15 protein-coding genes are annotated in these 16,942 nt (G+C 69.9%); 9 read left to right on the forward strand and 6 right to left on the reverse strand.

Annotated elements, in window-relative coordinates:
* Positions 1-70: 70 nt before the first annotated feature.
* The gene (locus LG388_RS24135) at positions 71-973 is read right to left on the reverse strand and encodes a LysR family transcriptional regulator (protein ID WP_225785086.1); all 903 of its coding nucleotides are present in this window, start codon (positions 971-973) and stop codon (positions 71-73) included.
* A 144-nt stretch (positions 974-1,117) separates the two neighbouring features.
* On the opposite strand from LG388_RS24135, the gene gcl reads away from it, so the two are divergent.
* The 5 genes from gcl (at position 1,118) to LG388_RS24160 (ending at position 7,691) form a co-directional block, all read left to right on the forward strand.
* The gene (gene gcl, locus LG388_RS24140) at positions 1,118-2,911 is read left to right on the forward strand and encodes a glyoxylate carboligase (RefSeq protein ID WP_225785087.1); all 1,794 of its coding nucleotides are present in this window, start codon (positions 1,118-1,120) and stop codon (positions 2,909-2,911) included.
* Between the two features lie 12 nt (positions 2,912-2,923).
* Positions 2,924-3,709 (forward strand): hydroxypyruvate isomerase, encoded by a 786-nt coding sequence (hyi, locus tag LG388_RS24145; protein ID WP_225785088.1) that lies wholly within the window; start codon positions 2,924-2,926, stop codon positions 3,707-3,709.
* Between the two features lie 53 nt (positions 3,710-3,762).
* Positions 3,763-4,668 carry a 2-hydroxy-3-oxopropionate reductase gene (gene glxR / locus LG388_RS24150; protein ID WP_225785089.1) on the forward strand — a complete coding sequence of 302 codons (906 nt, stop codon included), beginning with the start codon at positions 3,763-3,765 and terminating at the stop codon, positions 4,666-4,668.
* 200 nt (positions 4,669-4,868) lie between these two features.
* Positions 4,869-7,166: an NADP-dependent malic enzyme gene (locus tag LG388_RS24155; protein ID WP_225785090.1), complete on the forward strand. Its 2,298-nt coding sequence runs from the start codon at positions 4,869-4,871 to the stop codon at positions 7,164-7,166.
* A gap of 78 nt (positions 7,167-7,244) precedes the next feature.
* Positions 7,245-7,691 carry a PaaI family thioesterase gene (locus LG388_RS24160; RefSeq protein ID WP_225785091.1) on the forward strand — a complete coding sequence of 149 codons (447 nt, stop codon included), beginning with the start codon at positions 7,245-7,247 and terminating at the stop codon, positions 7,689-7,691.
* 68 nt (positions 7,692-7,759) lie between these two features.
* Here the strand turns inward: LG388_RS24160 and fumC are convergent, their stop codons facing one another.
* Positions 7,760-9,154, reverse strand: coding sequence for a class II fumarate hydratase (gene fumC / locus LG388_RS24165; protein ID WP_225785092.1), 1,395 nt, complete (start codon positions 9,152-9,154; stop codon positions 7,760-7,762).
* 130 nt (positions 9,155-9,284) lie between these two features.
* Positions 9,285-10,244: an adenylate/guanylate cyclase domain-containing protein gene (locus tag LG388_RS24170; protein WP_225785093.1), complete on the reverse strand. Its 960-nt coding sequence runs from the start codon at positions 10,242-10,244 to the stop codon at positions 9,285-9,287.
* Here LG388_RS24170 and LG388_RS24175 point away from each other — a divergent pair.
* Positions 10,237-10,389 carry a hypothetical protein gene (locus LG388_RS24175; RefSeq protein ID WP_225785094.1) on the forward strand — a complete coding sequence of 51 codons (153 nt, stop codon included), beginning with the start codon at positions 10,237-10,239 and terminating at the stop codon, positions 10,387-10,389. The two genes, LG388_RS24170 and LG388_RS24175, sit on opposite strands and share 8 nt — an antisense overlap.
* 149 nt (positions 10,390-10,538) lie before the next feature.
* Complete coding sequence (locus tag LG388_RS24180) at positions 10,539-10,880, forward strand: hypothetical protein (RefSeq protein ID WP_225785095.1); 342 nt, start codon at positions 10,539-10,541, stop codon at positions 10,878-10,880.
* A 109-nt stretch (positions 10,881-10,989) separates the two neighbouring features.
* Here the strand turns inward: LG388_RS24180 and LG388_RS24185 are convergent, their stop codons facing one another.
* Both LG388_RS24185 and tadA read right to left on the reverse strand, forming a co-directional pair.
* Positions 10,990-11,982 (reverse strand): LD-carboxypeptidase, encoded by a 993-nt coding sequence (locus LG388_RS24185; protein WP_225785096.1) that lies wholly within the window; start codon positions 11,980-11,982, stop codon positions 10,990-10,992.
* A gap of 31 nt (positions 11,983-12,013) precedes the next feature.
* The gene (gene tadA, locus LG388_RS24190; protein WP_225785097.1) at positions 12,014-13,147 is read right to left on the reverse strand and encodes a tRNA adenosine(34) deaminase TadA; all 1,134 of its coding nucleotides are present in this window, start codon (positions 13,145-13,147) and stop codon (positions 12,014-12,016) included.
* A gap of 59 nt (positions 13,148-13,206) precedes the next feature.
* Between tadA and LG388_RS24195 the strand changes: the two genes are divergently transcribed.
* Positions 13,207-14,313 carry a DUF72 domain-containing protein gene (locus tag LG388_RS24195; RefSeq protein WP_225785098.1) on the forward strand — a complete coding sequence of 369 codons (1,107 nt, stop codon included), beginning with the start codon at positions 13,207-13,209 and terminating at the stop codon, positions 14,311-14,313.
* A 93-nt stretch (positions 14,314-14,406) separates the two neighbouring features.
* Here the strand turns inward: LG388_RS24195 and LG388_RS24200 are convergent, their stop codons facing one another.
* The gene (locus LG388_RS24200; protein ID WP_225785099.1) at positions 14,407-15,741 is read right to left on the reverse strand and encodes an MFS transporter; all 1,335 of its coding nucleotides are present in this window, start codon (positions 15,739-15,741) and stop codon (positions 14,407-14,409) included.
* Positions 15,742-15,943: 202 nt separating this feature from the next.
* On the opposite strand from LG388_RS24200, the gene cyoA reads away from it, so the two are divergent.
* Complete coding sequence (gene cyoA / locus LG388_RS24205) at positions 15,944-16,942, forward strand: ubiquinol oxidase subunit II (protein WP_225785100.1); 999 nt, start codon at positions 15,944-15,946, stop codon at positions 16,940-16,942.

Consider the following 16,942-nt stretch of genomic DNA (forward strand, 5'->3'; position numbering starts at 1 on the left):
ATCGAACGCAAAGCGCCGATGGTAGGGCCTGCACGGCGGGCGGCCCGGCCCCTCACCGGAAGGCGGCGGCTCAGCGGCCCCACCATTCACCCGCGAAATGCTCGTGCAGGAAGGCCATGAAGGCCGTCACCTTGGCCGGCACCAGCTGCGGCGAGGGGAAGACGGCGTGGATCTCCTGCTCCACCATCGCGTGGCCGCCCAGCACTTCCACCACGCGGCCGCTCGCCAGCGATTCGTGCGCCACGTAGCGCGGCATGAGCGCGATGCCCATCCCCGCGCGCGCGGCGGCCAGCACGGCCGACAGGTTGTTGGAGCGGAAGCGCCCCGACACCGGCACACTCAGCGGCGCGCCCTGCGGCCCGCGCAGGCGCCACACGTCGTCGCCCACCACGCTGCTGTAGATGAGGGCCGCATGGCCCGACAGGTCGCGCGCCTGCTTCGGCGTGCCGTGCTTCTTGAGATAAGCCGGCGACGCCACCATCGCCCACGGATTGACGCCCAGGAAGCGCGCGCCCAGCGAGGAATCGGCCAGTTGCCCCATGCGGATCGCGACGTCGATGCCCTGCGCGACCAGGTCCACGTACCGGTCCTCGAAGCTCAGGTCCAGCCGCAGTTGCGGGTGGCGCTTCATGTACTCCAGCGCCAGCGGCACGATCACGCGGCGGCCGAAGGCGACCGAGGTGCCCACGCGCAGCAGGCCCTGCGGCTCGGCCTGGCGCCCGCGCACCACGCTGTCGGCCTCTTCCACCTCGCGCACGATGGCCTTGCATTTCTCGTAGTAGAGGGCGCCGGCCTCGGTCAGGCTCACGCCGCGCGTGTTGCGGTTGAGCAGCCGCACCTTGAGCCGCGCTTCGGTGGCGGCCACCTGCTTGGTCACGGTGGGCTGCGTGCTGCCCAGGTCGCGCGCGGCGCGCGAGAAGCTGCCGGTTTCCACCACGCGCACGAACATCTCCATGGCCTGCAGCCGATCCATGTCTCCTCCAGGTCCGTGGCCCGAACGCGGCCCGCCCCTCGCGCACCGGCCATTCCGCCACGGAATAGATCTTATGGCCCGCGCGGTCGTTCCCGGTTGGCGAGCCCCTTCCTAAAGTCGTGGCCATCACCAGGAGAACCCCAGATGGCCCAAATGACCGCAGCCCAGGCTGCCGTGCTCGTGATGCAGAAGGAAGGCGTGACCCAGGCCTTCGGCGTGCCGGGCGCCGCAATCAATCCTCTCTACGCCGCCTTGCGGCAAAGCGGCGAGATCCAGCACATCCTCGCGCGGCATGTGGAAGGCGCCTCGCACATGGCCGAGGGCTACACGCGCGCCGCCGCGGGCAACATCGGCGTGTGCATCGGCACCTCGGGCCCCGCAGGCACCGACATGATCACCGGGCTGTATTCGGCCTGGGCCGATTCGATCCCGATCCTGTGCATCACCGGCCAGGCGCCGCGCGCCCGGCTCTACAAGGAGGATTTCCAAGCGGTGGACATCGAGTCCATCTCCAAGCCGGTCACCAAGTGGTCGGTCACCGTGCGTGAGCCGGGCCAGGTGCCGCAGGTCTTCCAGCAGGCCTTTCACCTGATGCGCTCGGGCCGACCGGGCCCGGTGCTGATCGACCTGCCCTTCGACGTGCAGATGGCGCAGATCGAGTTCGACATCGACACCTATGAGCCGCTCAAGCCCTACAAGCCGGAAGCGACGCGCGCCCAGGTCGAGAAGGCCCTCGCCCTGCTCAACGCCGCCGAGCGCCCGCTGATCGTGGCCGGTGGCGGCGTCATCAATGCCGATGCGAGCGACCTGCTGGTGCGCTTTGCCGAGCTGACCGGCGTGCCCGTGATTCCCACGCTGATGGGCTGGGGCAGCATCGCCGACGACCACCCGCTGATGGCCGGCATGTGCGGCCTGCAGACCAGCCACCGCTATGGCAACGCCACGATGCTGGCCAGCGACTTCGTGCTGGGCATCGGCAACCGCTGGGCCAACCGGCACACGGGCTCGGTCGACGTCTACACCAAGGGCCGCACCTTCGTGCACGTGGACATCGAGCCCACGCAGATCGGCCGCGTGTTCACGCCCGACTTCGGCATCGTCTCCGACGCGAAGGCCGCGCTCGCGCTCTTCGTGGACGTGGCCGAGGCCATGAAGGCCGACGGCCGGCTGCCCGACCGCAGCGCCTGGGCCGCCGAATGCCAGGCACGCAAGAAGACGATGCTGCGCAAGACCCACTTCGCCGACGTGCCGATGAAGCCGCAGCGCGTGTACCAGTGCATGAACAACAACTTCAGCCGCGACACCTGCTACGTGAGCACCATCGGCCTGTCGCAGATCGCGGCCGCGCAGTTCCTGCACGTCTACCGGCCGCGCCACTGGATCAACTGCGGCCAGGCCGGTCCGCTGGGCTGGACCATTCCGGCCGCGCTGGGCGTGCGCGCGGCCGATCCCACGCGCCGCATCGTCGCGCTCTCGGGCGACTACGACTTCCAGTTCATGATCGAGGAGCTGGCCGTGGGCGCGCAGTTCAAGCTGCCCTACATCCACATCGTGGTGAACAACAGCTACCTGGGCCTGATCCGCCAGGCACAGCGCGGCTTCGACATGGACTACTGCGTGCAGCTGGCCTTCGAGAACATCAACGCCGATGCCGACGCGGGCCTGGAGCGCAGCTATGGCGTGGACCATCGCAAGGTGGTGGAAGGGCTGGGCTGCAAGGCGCTGCGCGTGACGCGCCAGGAAGAGATGACGCCGGCCATCCGCCAGGCCGAAGCGCTGATGGCGCAGCACCAGGTGCCGGTCGTCATCGAAGTGATGCTGGAGCGCGTGACCAACATCGCCATGGGCACCGAGATCGATGCCATCCACGAGTTCGAGCCGCTGGCCGACACCGTGGCGGACGCGCCCACCTCCATTGCCGCCGCCCTTCTGGATTGAGGAGTTCCACCCATGCCCCGCTTTGCCGCCAACCTCACGATGCTCTTCACCGAGCATGCCTTCCTGGACCGCTTCGAGGCCGCCGCGCGCGCCGGCTTCCAGGCCGTCGAGTACCTCTTTCCATATGCCTACGAGCGGCATGAGTTGCTGGCCCGGCTGCGTGCCAACGGCCTGCGCCAGGTGCTGCACAACCTGCCGGCGGGCGACTGGGAGGCCGGCGAACGCGGCATCGCCTGCGACCCGGAGCGCGTGGCCGAGTTCCGCGAAGGCGTGACGCAGGCGATCGCCTACGCCGCCGCGCTGGACTGCCCGCGCGTGAACTGCCTGGCCGGCAGGCAGCCGGCCGGCGTGAGCGCCGAGCAGGCGCAAGCCACGCTGGTGGAGAACCTGCGCTTCGCCGCGCAGGCCCTGCAGAAAGAAGGCATCGAGCTGCTGGTCGAGCCCATCAACCACTTCGACATTCCCGGCTTCTTCCTGCACCGCACCGATCAGGCGCTCGCGCTGCTCGATGCGGTGGACTCGCCCAATCTGCGCATCCAGTACGACATCTACCACGCCCAGCGCACCGAAGGCGAGATCGGCCGGACACTGGCGCAGCACCTGCCGCGCATCGGCCACATCCAGCTGGCCGACAACCCCGGCCGCGGCGAGCCCGGCACGGGCGAACTCAACTATGCCTGGCTGTTCGAGCACATCGACGCCATCGGCTATGACGGCTGGATCGGCTGCGAATACAAGCCGCGCGGCCGCACCGAGGACGGCCTGGGCTGGCGCGAAGCGCTGACCCGTCGCGCCTGACACGGCCCCGCCCCAAGACTCCCTCACTTTTCGAATTCAGGAGCATCCCGCACATGAGCACCTCAGCCCTCAAGATCGGCTTCATCGGCCTCGGCATCATGGGCACGCCCATGGCCACCCACCTGCTGAACGCCGGCCACACCCTCTTCGTCCACACGCACGGCCGCGTGCCGCCCGCGCTGGCCGAAAGCGGTGCCACGGTCTGCACCCATGGCAAGGGCGTGGCCGAACGCGCCGACATCGTCTTCCTCATGGTCCCCGACACGCCCGACGTGGAGGCCGTGCTCTTCGGCGACAACGGCGTGGCGCAGGGCCTGAGCGCCGGCAAGACGGTGGTGGACTGCAGCTCCATCGACCCGATCGCCACCAAGGACTTCGCGCGCCGCATCCGCGCCCTGGGTTGCGACTACCTCGACGCGCCGGTCTCCGGCGGCGAGGTGGGCGCCAAGGCCGCGAGCCTCACGATCATGGTGGGCGGCGAGCCCGCCGTCTTCGAGCGGGTGAAGCCGCTGTTCGACCTCATGGGCAAGAACGTGACCCTGGTCGGCGGCAACGGCGACGGCCAGACCACCAAGGTGGCGAACCAGATCATCGTCGCGCTCAACATCGCTGCCGTGGGCGAGGCGCTGGTCTTCGCGAGCAAGGCCGGGGCGGACCCCGCCAAGGTGCGACAGGCACTGATGGGCGGCTTCGCGTCTTCGCGCATTCTCGAAGTGCATGGCGAGCGCATGATCCAGCGCAGCTTCGCGCCCGGCTTTCGCATCGCCCTGCACCAGAAGGACCTGAACCTCGCAATGCAGAGCGCGCGCGCCCTGGGCGTGGCGCTGCCGCAGACCGCGGGCGCGGCGCAGCTCATGAATGCCTGCAATGCGCAAGGGCATGGGCAGCTGGACCACTCGGCCCTCGTGCGGGCCCTGGAAGCCTTGGCCAATCACCCGGTCGCGCCGGAAGCCGCCTGATGCACACCTGATGCGCGCCTGAAGTGCGCGGATGCGGACAGGAGTGCGTGCCGCGGTGCAAGCCGGCGCGCCTTCTGTTCCATGCATGGATCAATGCGAGGTCGCGCTGCGTTTCGTAGTTCCACGAGGGACTTCGCCTGCGGCTTTGGGGTAGCCTCGGCCTCTCTCGTCGGACTGAACGACTCTCGAAGGAAGGCCTCATGAGCCACACGCTCTCCCCCGCTGAACAAGCCCTGCGCGATGCTGCGCGCGAATACCACCGCGCCGGCGTGCGCGGCAAGATCGCCGTCACTCCCACCAAGCCGCTGGTCAACCAGCGCGACCTGTCGCTGGCCTATTCGCCCGGCGTGGCCTATCCCTGCCTGGACATCCAGGCCGACCCGAGCAAGGCCGCCGAATTCACGGCGCGCGGCAACCTGGTGGGCGTAGTGACCAACGGCACCGCCGTGCTGGGCCTGGGCGACATCGGCCCGCTGGCCGGCAAGCCCGTGATGGAAGGCAAGGGGTGCCTGTTCAAGAAGTTCGCCGGCATCGACGTGTTCGACATCGAACTGGCCGAGCGCGACCCCGACAAGCTGGTCGACATCATCGCGGCGCTGGAGCCCACGCTGGGCGGCATCAACCTCGAGGACATCAAGGCGCCCGAGTGCTTCTACATCGAGAAGAAGCTGCGCGAGCGCATGAACATTCCGGTCTTCCACGACGACCAGCACGGCACGGCCATCATCTCGGCCGCGGCGCTGCTCAACGGCCTGGAACTGGTGGGCAAGAAGATCGAAGACGTGAAGATCGCCGTCTCGGGCGCGGGCGCCGCGGCCATCGCCTGCCTCGACGTGATGGTCGGTCTGGGCGCAAAGACGGCCAACATCTTCGCCTGCGATTCCAAGGGCCTGATCTACGAAGGCCGCGCGGGCGGCTTCGACGAATCGAAGGCGCGCTACGCGCAGCCCGACACCGGCGCGCGCGCACTGGCCGACGTGGTCAAGGATGCCGACGTGTTCCTGGGTTGCTCGGCCCCCGGCGTGCTGACGGCCGAGATGGTCAAGACCATGGGCCCCAGCCCCATCATCCTGGCGCTGGCCAACCCCGAGCCCGAGATCCGCCCCGAGCTGGCCAAGGCCGTGCGGCCGGACTGCATCATCGCCACGGGCCGCTCGGACTATCCGAACCAGGTCAACAACGTGCTGTGCTTCCCCTACATCTTCCGCGGCGCGCTCGATTGCGGCGCGACCAAGATCACGGAAGAGATGAAGCTGGCCTGCGTGCGCGAGATTGCCGACCTGACCAAGGCCGACATCAGCGAGGAAGTGGCCACCGCCTACGCGGGCCAGGAACTGGTCTTCGGCCCCGACTACATCATTCCCAAGCCCTTCGATTCGCGCCTGATCCTGCGCATCGCGCCCGCCGTCGCCAAGGCGGCGGCCGCCTCCGGCGTGGCCACGCGGCCGATCGAGGACATGGACGCGTACCGCCAGCAGCTCACGCGCTTCGTCTACCAGACCGGCATGTTCATGCGCCCCGTCTTCAGCGCCGCCAAGATCGCGGCGAAGAAGCGCGTGGCCTACGCCGAAGGGGAGGACGACCGCGTGCTGCGCGCCGCGCAACTGGCCGTCGACGAGGGGATCGCCTTCCCGATCCTCATCGGCCGCCCCGAGATCATCCAGATGCGCGTGAAGAAGGCCGGCCTGCGCCTGCGCCTGGGCGAGGAAGCGGAGATCGTCGACCCCGAGAACGATCCGCGCTTTCGCACGTACTGGGAGGCCTACCACAAGCTCATGGGCCGCCGCGGCATCACGCCCGAAGCCGCCAAGGCGATGGTGCGGCGCTCCAACACCACCATCGCTGCGCTGATGGTGCACCTGGGCGATGCCGACGCGATGCTGTGCGGCCTGGTCGGCCGCTTCGACAGCCACCTGAAGATCCTCGACCAGCTGCTGGGCAGCAAGCGCAGCGCGCCGGGCTTCGCCGCGCTCAACGCGCTGACACTGGACCGCGGCACGCTCTTCATCGCCGACACGCACGTCAACGAAGACCCGAGCGCCGAGCTGCTCGCGCACATCGCCGTGATGGCGGCCGAGGAGGTGCGCCGCTTCGGCCTGCCGCCGAAGGTGGCCTTCCTCTCGCATTCCAACTTCGGCAGCTCGGAGCGGGCTTCGGCGCGCAAGATGCGCCTGGCGGCGGAGCTGTTCAAGCAGATGGCGCCGGACGTCGAATGCGACGGCGAGATGCACGGCGATTCGGCCTTGAGCGAGGACATCCGCCGCACGGCCATGCCCGAGACCACGCTCAGCGGCGAGGCCAACCTGCTGATCTGCCCGAACATCGACTCGGCCAACATCCTCTACAACGTGCTCAAGATGACGGGCGCGGGCGGGGTCACGGTGGGCCCGATCATGCTGGGCGCCTCCAAGCCGGCCCATGTGCTGACCTCGTCGGCCACGATGCGCCGGGTGCTCAACATGACGGCGCTGGCCGTCGCGGACGCCAACATCCGCTGAGAGTGGCCGCGCCCCGGGCGCGGCACCTGCGTCCCTGGCCGCGCGGCCGGGGCGCCTTTCCTGCCAGGACCTTGCTTCATGACCTCTGCCGAGACGCCCCGCCCCGACCGTGACGAACTGAACGCCTTCCTGCGCCGCGAATTCCCGCAGAACGACTGCCGCGTGGAGCGCGTGGGCGAGCGCGGCGCCACGGTGCGCAAGCCCATCAGCGTGGCCGACCTGCGGCCCGGCGGCACGGTCTCGGGGCCGACCATGATGGCGGTGGCCGACGTGGCGCTCTACGTCGCGCTGCTCGGCGAGATCGGCATCGTGCCGCTGGCCGTGACCACCAGCCTGAACACCAACTTCCTGCGCAAGCCGGCGGCCGACCGTGACATCGTCGGCGTGTGCCGCCTGCTCAAGGTGGGCCGCACGCTGGCCATCGGCGAGGTCTTCCTGTACTCCGAAGGCCAGGACGAGCCCATCGCGCATGCGACGGGCACCTATGCGATCCCGCCCGCGCGCGAGGCCGGCTTGGTGGCCTGACCCGGAAGCGGAACCGGCACGAAAAAGGGGCCGCGGGGCCCCTTTTCTGCTTCGGCGTCGGCGGTGCCTCAGCGGCCGACCATGTTCCCGGCCACCACCCACTGGTCGAACTGCTCGGCGGTGACGTAGCCCGAGGCGATGGCCGCATCGCGCAGGCTCAGCCCTTCCTTGTGGCCCTTCTTGGCGATGGCGGCGGCCTTGTCGTAGCCGATGTGCGGGTTCAGCGCGGTGACCAGCATCAGCGACTGCTGGACCAGGTGGTCGATGCGCTCGAGGTTGGGCTCGATGCCGACCGCGCAGTTGTTGTTGAAGCTGACCATGCCGTCGGCCAAGAGGCGCACGCTCTGCAGGAAGTTGTGCGCCACGACCGGGCGGAACACGTTGAGCTCGAAGTTGCCCGAGGCGCCGCCGATGTTGATGGCCACGTCGTTGCCGAACACCTGGGCCGCGAGCATGGTCACGGCCTCGCTCTGCGTCGGGTTGACCTTGCCCGGCATGATGGAAGAACCGGGCTCGTTCTCGGGGATGCTCAACTCGCCGATGCCGCTGCGCGGGCCGCTGGCCAGCCAGCGCACGTCGTTGGCGATCTTGTTCATGCTGGCGGCCAGGGTCTTGAGCGCGCCGTGGGCGTGCACCAGCGCGTCCTGCGAGGCCAGTGCCTCGAACTTGTTGGGTGCCGTGACGAAGGGCAGTCCGGTGATCGCGGCCAGTTCCTTCGCCACGCCCTCGGCATAGCCCTTGGGCGCGTTCAGGCCCGTGCCCACGGCCGTGCCGCCGAGCGCCAGTTCGTACAGGTGCGGCAGCGCGGCCTCCACATGCTTCTTGCCGTGTGCCAGCTGCGCCACCCAGCCCGAGATCTCCTGGCCCAGCGTGAGCGGCGTGGCGTCCTGCAGGTGCGTGCGGCCGATCTTGACGATGTGGTCGAAGGCATGGGCCTTGTCGGCCAGCGTGTTCTTCAGCAGGTCGATCGCGGGCAGCAGCTTGTTCGTCAGCGCGTCGACGGCCGCCACGTGGGAGGCCGTGGGGAACACGTCGTTGGACGACTGGCTTTTGTTCACGTCGTCGTTGGGGTGCACCAGCCGGCCCTCGCCGCGCTCGCCGCCCAGCAGCTCGCTGGCGCGGTTGGCGATGACCTCGTTGAGGTTCATGTTGGTCTGCGTGCCCGAGCCGGTCTGCCAGACCACCAGCGGGAATTCGTCGGGGTGCTTGCCCTCGATGATTTCCTGCGCGGCGGCGACGATGGCGTCCTTTTTCTTCGCGTCGAGCAGGCCCAGCGCATGGTTGACGGTGGCCGAGGCCCGCTTGACCTGGGCCAGCGCCCGGATGATCTCGCGCGGCTGGCGCTCGCCCGAGATGTCGAAGTTCTGCAGCGAGCGCTGGGTCTGCGCACCCCACAGCTTGTCGGCCGGCACGTCGATGGGACCGAAGGTGTCGCGTTCGATGCGGGTGCTGGAAGCAGTCATGGGCAAGGCCTGGATGCGGATGTCGTGAAAACCCGAGTATCCAACAAACGAGAAATATTCTCATTCTGTCGAGATCGCCGCCTCGCGCCCATGCCGAAGGGCCGGCCTTCGACCGCCCGCGAGTACCGCTTCAGCGTTGCCATGCGGGCGGCCCGGCGCGCGACAGCAGGAGGCTGCCGCCGCCCAGCTTGAAGCGGATGGTGGGCGCGGTGAAGTCGCTGAGCGGTGCGCCCAAGGCGATCTCGCCGCTGCCGTGCAGCACGCATTCCTCACGCCGCAGGGCGATCTCGGTGTCGGTGCCTCCGTCGCCGGCATGCAGGCGCACCCACGTGCCGTAGGTGCTGACGTCCACCAGCACGCAGCGCCCGTTGCGCGACTCCAGCCGCGCGTGCATGCGCGACACGCGGGGGTCGTTCACCACGAAATCGACGTCGCCCACGCGGCCCAGGTGGATGGGCAGCTGCCCGACGCCGAACAGGGAACGCATGTCCAGCCAGGCCAGCTCGATCTGGCCGAAATCCGAATCCGGCGCCGCGGCGGGCAGCGTCAGCAGCGGTGAAGGCCGGGTCAGCAGTTCGCTGGCTTCTTCCTGCCAGTCGATGCAATAGACCACAGGCGCGTCCTGCCGCCCGCGGATGTGGATGGCGCCCAGGTTGCGGTGCTCGGCATGCCCTTCGTGCAACTGGGCGATCACGGTCTCGGTGGCCCAGATCTGCCGTGGCCCGGCCAGGTCGCTCAGGCGCGAGGCCACGTTGACCGCATCGCCGTAGGTGTCGCCGTCGACCTCCACCACTTCGCCGCTGGCCACGCCGATCTGCAGTTCCATGCGCAGCGCCAACGGCCAGGACTGCAGCCGCTTGGCATGGCCGCGCTGCAGTTCCTGCACGGCCGCCACGGCGCCGGGGCCGCCGGGGAACACGGCCAGCACGCCATCGCCCAGGAGCTTGACCACGCGGCCACGGTGCGCCTCGCACACGCGGCCCACCCACTGGGTGATCTGCGTGACCGTGTCGGTCGCGCGCGCGTTGCCCATGGCTTCGAAGACCCGCGTGCTGCCGGTGAGGTCTGCAAAGACAACTGTGGTGGTCATTCCCGTGCGCGCGCCCTTTGGATTGATTATTGCAAACGCGTTTGTGGTGTTGATTGCGCGCAACGCCCGCAAGGCCGGTCGCGCCGCGCCGCCGTCGCAGCCCGGTCATGCATTTGCGGTATTGGCAACAGCTTGGCAGACCTAGAACCAAGGTATCCATTCTGCGCCGGCCTCGGCGAAAAACGAGCCAGAGTGTTGTTCTGACACAAGAAATTCGCACGTCCGACTTGCCGCTGTCGAATGGGGGACTTATCGTGAGAAACATTCAAAAACATTTACTCCGTCTCCGGCACCATGGTTTCGCGCAGCAGTTTGTTACGTCTTCTTGCCTTTGGCCGGGCCGCCGAAGCGACGAGCGAGCGTGACCGGCTGGGCATGGAGCGCGTGCGGGCCCGGATGCTGCAGTTGCTGGCGCGCCACGAGGGCGCCGCCTTCTACCGCGTGGCCGAGCGCATCCGCTACGCGGATGAAATGGAAAGCCTCTGGTACCTGCGCCAGGACCTGATGGCCGCGCTGAGCGAGGTGCATGGCGAGGTGGCCGCCCGCGACGCCGTGGAACCGCTGCATGCGCTGTTCAAGGGCCTGCTGCCGGCCGCCCTGACGGCCGCGCCGGCCCGGCCTCGGGTGCCGTCCTGATCGGCATCGCGGCCGCGCTCATGCAGCGGCCACGCCGCGGGTGCGGCGGGGGGCGGAGCCCGCAGGCCGGTTCGCCGCCAGGCGGCGCGGTGCTGCTTCCTTGTTCAGTTCAATGCGAGTGCCCGTGGCCATGGCCGTGCTCGTGGCCATGGGCAGGGCCGTGGCCGTGCGCATGCCCGGCAGCCGCGGCATGGCCCCAGACCATGAACACCTCGCGCTCCTGCCGGGCCATTTCCACGGTCGCGCCCACGGGCAGCAGCACCTTGGTCGGCACGTGGCCGAAAGGCAGGCCGGTGAGCAGCGGCACCTTGAGCTGGGTGCGCAGGCGGTCGACGACGGTCTGTAGCTTGAAGCCGCGGTCGTGCGGCACGGCGCGGAAATTGGTGAACTGGCCCAGCACGATGGCCCGCTGGCGGCCCAGCACGCCAGCCAGGCGCAACTGCTCCAGCATGCGCTCCAGGCGGTACGGGTGCTCGCCCACGTCCTCGAGGAAGAGCACGCCCTTGTCGATCTGCGGGAAGTACGGCGTGCCGAGCAGGCTGCTCAGCACGCACAGGTTGCCGCCCCACAGCGTGGCGCCACGTACGGGCTTGAGGGCCACCTCGGCGTCGCGCGCGGGCAGGCGCCAGCCGGTGCCCTCGCCCTGGCCATGCAGCAGGTCGTCGAAGCAGGCTTCCATGATGTCGTCGGGGCCGGCTTCGGCCCCGAAGTCCTCGCCCAGGGCCGGCCCGGCCCAGGTGACGGCGCCGGTCCTGGCCAGCACGGCCAGCTGGAAGGCCGTGAAATCGCTCAGGCCCACGAAGGCCGTGCCCCGGTCCACGGCCCGGGCGATGGCCTTGTACGGCAGGCGGTCCAGGATGCGCGTGAGGCCGTAGCCGCCGCGGGAGATCAGTGCCACATCGGCCCCGCTGGCGGCTGCGCGCGAGATGGCGGCCAGCCGCGTCTCGTCGTCGCCCGCGAAGCGCTGGTGGCTCTTGAGCGCCGCCTCGTCGATGTGCACGTCGTGGCCCAGCGCCTGGAGGCGCGCCACGCCGCGGCGGAAGGCCGCCTTGTCGCGCACCGCGCCGGAGGGGGAATAGATGTAGATGTTCTTGCTGTTCACGGGCGGCAGTATCCCATCGCAGCGCGGGCGCTCAGCGCGGCGCGGGCGCGCCGAGCGCCTGCGCCAGGGCGGCCAGGCCCTCGGGCGTGAGCTGCACCGTCGCCGCCGGCTGCGCCGGGCCCCAGGCGCGCAGCGCGGCGCGGTGGCCGGCGTCGGGGAAGGGCGCGTCCAGCCAGGCGGGCGCGGGCCCGTCGCGCCAGGCATCCGGCGGCAGCGGCAGCCAGGGCGCGGCGCGCCCCGAGCGCTCGGCCAGCGCGTGGACCACGGCGGCCATGGAAGGCGGCGCCACGACCTCGACCGCGCCGACCGCCAGGGCCCGCAGCCATTCGTCCAGCACCTGCGCATGCCAGGCCGGCGACAGGAGCGTGCCCTTCTTCGGCTTGTCGCTGCGGCCATGGCCGATCAGGTCGGGCACGAGCAGGCGGCGTCCGCCCGCCAGCGGCCACAGGGCGCGGTACAGCTCGCCCCACTGGCCGGGCCCGTGCAGGCCCAGCAGCGCCGGCGCCCCGGGCCCCGCCGGCTGTCCGTTGTCCAGCCAGGCCAGGCGCAGGCCGGCCAGCGCCGGCAGCTCGGCGGTCCACTGCAAGGCGGCAGGGGGCGGATAGGCCTCGAAGCGCGCGGCCGGCGTTCGCAGCGCGTCGTCGCGCAGCGGCTGCGCCAGCGCGCGGGCCTGTGCACGCCGGGCCCGGAAGAAGGCCTGCAGCGGCCGCGCGCATGCCTCCCCCAGCACGCCGCCGCGCACGCGGGTGTGGTGGTTCAGGGCCGGCTGCGCGAACAGGTCCACCACGGAGCCGGCCGCGCCGGTGCGCGGGTCGGCCGCGCCGAACACCACGCGCGCCAGCCGCGCCTGCAGCAAGGCGCCGGCGCACATGGGGCAAGGCTCCAGCGTCACGAACAGCTCGCAGCCCTCGAGCCGGTAGTTGCCCAGCGCCGCGGCCGCCGCGCGCAAGGCGTTGATCTCGGCATGGCCGCTCGGATCATGCGCGGCCACCGGGTTGTTGCGGCCGGTGGCCAGCAGCTGCCCCTGGCGCACGACCACCGCGCCGACGGGCACCTCGCCGGCCTCGGCGGCGGCCTGCGCCTGCGCCAGCGCAAGGCGCATCCAGTGCACATCGTCGGGCGGCGCGGCCGACGCGGGCGCGGCGGAAGACGAAGGAGGGACCATCGCCGAATTGTCGGCCACGCGCCGGGGCCGCAGCCGGCGCTCCACAATGGCGTGCAGCCATGCCCTCTTCCCTTCCGAACGCCCGCCAGGATTCTCTGTTCGACGATCCGCTGCCGCTGCCCGCCGAGGCACCGGCGCCCTCGCCCGCAGCGCCCGCAGCGCCGGCCGTGCCGGCCCCGCCGCGCACGCGCCGGCCCCGCGCCACGCCGGTCGCGCCCGCCCAGGCCGACCCGGCCGCCGCGGCGCTGGCCGAGCGCCTGCCGCCGCGCCTGCACCTGGGCACCTCGTCCTGGCATTTCCCGGGCTGGCAGGGCCTGGTGTGGGAAGGCGCGCATGCGCAGCCCACGCTCTCCAGGCAGGGGCTGGCCGCCTATGCGCAGCATCCGCTCCTGCGCTGCGTCAGCCTGGACCGCGCCTTCTACCGGCCGCTCACGGCCAGCCAGTACGCCCACTACGCGGCACAAGTGCCGCCCGGCTTCCGCTTCGTGGTGAAAGGGCCCAGCCTGGTCTGCGATGCCCTGGTGCGCGACGAGGATGGGCGGGGCATGCAGCCCAACCCGGCCTTCCTGGACCCGGCCCTGGCCATCGACACCTTCGTGCGCCCGGCGCTGGAAGGCCTGGGCGAGCGGCTGGGCGCGCTGGTGTTCCAGATCAGCCCGCTGCCGGCCGGCTTGCTGGGCGACGTCGACGGCCTGCTGCAGCGGCTGCGCGCGCTGCTGCAGGCCCTGCTGCCGCTGCGGCCTGCGGCGCCCGACGCCGTGGTGGCGGTGGAAGTGCGGGATGCGGCCTGGCTCACGCCCGATTTCGTGCGCGTGCTGCGCGCATGCGGCGCCACCTACGGCCTGGGCCTGCATCCGCGGCTGCCGCCGATCGCGCAGCAGCTGCCCCTGCTGCGCGCACTGTGGCCCGGCCCGCTGGTGTGCCGCTGGAACCTGCACCGGCGCCACGGCGCGTACGGCTACGAAGGCGCCAAGGGCCTGTACGAACCCTTCGACCGGCTGGTGGACCCCGACCCCGAGACGCGCGGCTTCCTGGCACGCGTGGCCGGCGCGACGGCCGCCGCCGGGCACCCGGCCTATGTCTGCATCAACAACAAGGCCGAAGGCAGCGCGCCGCTGAGCGTGCGCGCGCTGGCCGAAGAGCTGGTGCGGCAGCGCGCAGGCTGAGCCCCGGCGCGCCTGCGGCCCCTGGAATGCCGCGGCCCCGGCGCCGCGACATGCAGCGGCCGGGGCCGGCGGGGAGCCTGCCCAGGAAGTGGATCAGTCGTCCCGCGTCTCCAGCGCGCGGTTCAGCATGAGCGCCGCCAGCGTGCAGGCCGCGCCCGAAAGCAGGTAGACGCTGACGTAGCCCAGCCCGAAATGGGCCGACAGCCCCAGCGCCACCAGCGGCGCGAAAGCGGCCCCCACCAGCCAGGCGATGTCGGAGGTGAGCGCCGCGCCGGTGTAGCGGTAGCGCGGCGCGAAGTTGGAGGTGACCGTGCCCGACGCCTGGCCATAGGACAGGCCCAGCAGCACGAAGCCCAGCAGGATGAACACGTCCTGGCCCAGGTTGCCGCCGTCCAGCAGCGTGGGGGCGAAGCCGCTGAACACGGCGATCATGGCGGCCAGGGTGCCCAGGGTGCGGCGGCGGCCATAGCGGTCGGCCAGCCAGCCCGAGGCGACGATGGCGCCCGCGCACAGGAAGCCCCCCACGATCTGGATCAGCAGGAAGCCGGTGATGGACTGCTGCGAGAACAGCTGGATCCAGGACAGCGGGAACACCGTCACCAGGTGGAACAGCGCATAGCTGGCCAGCGCGGCGAAGGCGCCGATGAACACGTTGTAGCCCTGGTTGCCCAGCAGCTCGCGCGTGCTCACGGGCTCCAGTTCACGCTGGGTCAGCAGGTCCTCGTACTCCTGCGCCGCCACCAGGCGCAGCCGCGCGAACAGGGCCACGACGTTGATGGCGAAGGCGACGAAGAAGGGATAGCGCCAGCCCCAGTCGAGGAAGTCCTCCGGCGACAGGCTGGCGTACAGGTAGGCGAACAGGGCGCTGGCCAGGATGAAGCCCACGGGCGCGCCCAGCTGGCCCACCATCGAGTAGAAGCCGCGGCGGCCTTCGGGCGCATTCATCGCGAGCAGCGAAGGCAGCCCGTCCCACGAAGCGCCGAGCGCCAGCCCCTGGCCCAGGCGGAACAGCGCCAGCAGCCAGACGGCGACCATGCCGAGGCTCTGGTAGCCCGGCAGGAAGGCCATGCCGGCCGTGCAGCTGCCCAGCAGGAAGAGCGCCAGGGTGAGCTTGGTGGCCCGGCCCCAGCGCCGCTGGATGGCCATGGACAGCACCGTGCCCACCGGCCGGGCGATGAAGGCCAGCGCGAAGATCGCGAAGGACCACAGCGTGCCGTTCAGGCGCTGCTCCAGCGGAAAGAACACCGCCGGGAAGACCAGCACCGCGGCAATGCCGAAGACGAAGAAATCGAAGTACTCGGAAGTGCGACCGATGACCACGCCGACGGCGATGTCGCCGGGAGCGACATGGTGTTCGCTCTCCGGCGCCCGCGCGCCATGGGGATCCAGGGAGGCGCCGTGGGGGGCAGCGTAGCTGATGCTCGACATCGTTCAATCTCTCCTCGTATTGCGATGGGCTGGCCGCAAAAGGGTCGCTGCGGAACACTATATATCCTGCCCAGGGCCGCTTCGGGTGGACATGGGACAAAACGTCCAATCGATTCAGGACGGTGCTGGCGTTACATTTCCTGCACTTTGTGCAAACCGGGTTTTCACCGGGTGCACGCGGTCGATCCTCACCCCTCGCTCTATGCGCCCTCTGAACCTCCTCCGCGCACCGCTGTTGCTCGCCTCTGCCGCCCTGATGGCCGGCTGCAGCGAGCTCGTCGTGCTCAACCCCGCCGGCGACGTCGCCGCCCAGCAAGGCAGGCTGGTCGTCATCGCCACCGTTCTCATGCTGCTGATCATCGTGCCGGTGATCTTCCTGACGCTGCTGTTTGCCTGGCGCTACCGCCAGAACAGCAAGCATTCGGACGAGGAATACGCGCCCGACTGGCACCACTCCACCAAGCTGGAGCTGGTGATCTGGTCGGCGCCGCTGGTCATCATCATCGCGCTGGGCGCGCTGACCTGGATCACCACGCACAAGCTGGACCCGTACCGCCCGCTGGACCGCATCGCGGCCGGCCAGCCGATCCCGGAAGGCGTGAAGCCGCTGGAAGTGCAGGTGGTGTCGCTGGACTGGAAGTGGCTGTTTTTCTACCCCGAACAGGGCATCGCCACCGTCAATGAAGTGGCCGCCCCGGTGGACCGCCCCATCCTGTTCAAGCTGACTTCCAGCCACACGATGAACGCGTTCTACATCCCCGACCTGGCCGGCATGATCTACACCATGCCCGGCATGCAGACCGAGCTGAACGCCGTGATCAACAAGCCCGGCGAATACAAGGGCATGTCCTCGCACTACAGCGGCGCGGGCTTCTCGGGCATGAATTTCAAGTTCAAGGGCCTGTCGAACGAGGACTTCGACAAGTGGATCGCCCAGGCCAGGACCGAAGGCCAGCCGCTCACGCGCGACGCCTACCGCGAACTGGCCAAGCCCAGCGAACGCAACCCCGTGGCGCGCTTCGCCAGCGTGGAGCAAGGCCTCTACAACCGCGTGCTGAACCTGTGCGTCGAAGACGGCCAGCCCTGCATGCATGAAGTCATGGCCAAGGACGCCATGCGCAACCGGGCACACCACACCGAACGCGCGCTGAACACGGCTGCCGCGCAGTCGATCTGCACGCCCGAGACCCTTATCGAGTGA

Source organism: Xenophilus sp. Marseille-Q4582 (assembly GCF_916700565.1).
GTDB lineage: Bacteria > Pseudomonadota > Gammaproteobacteria > Burkholderiales > Burkholderiaceae_C > Xenophilus.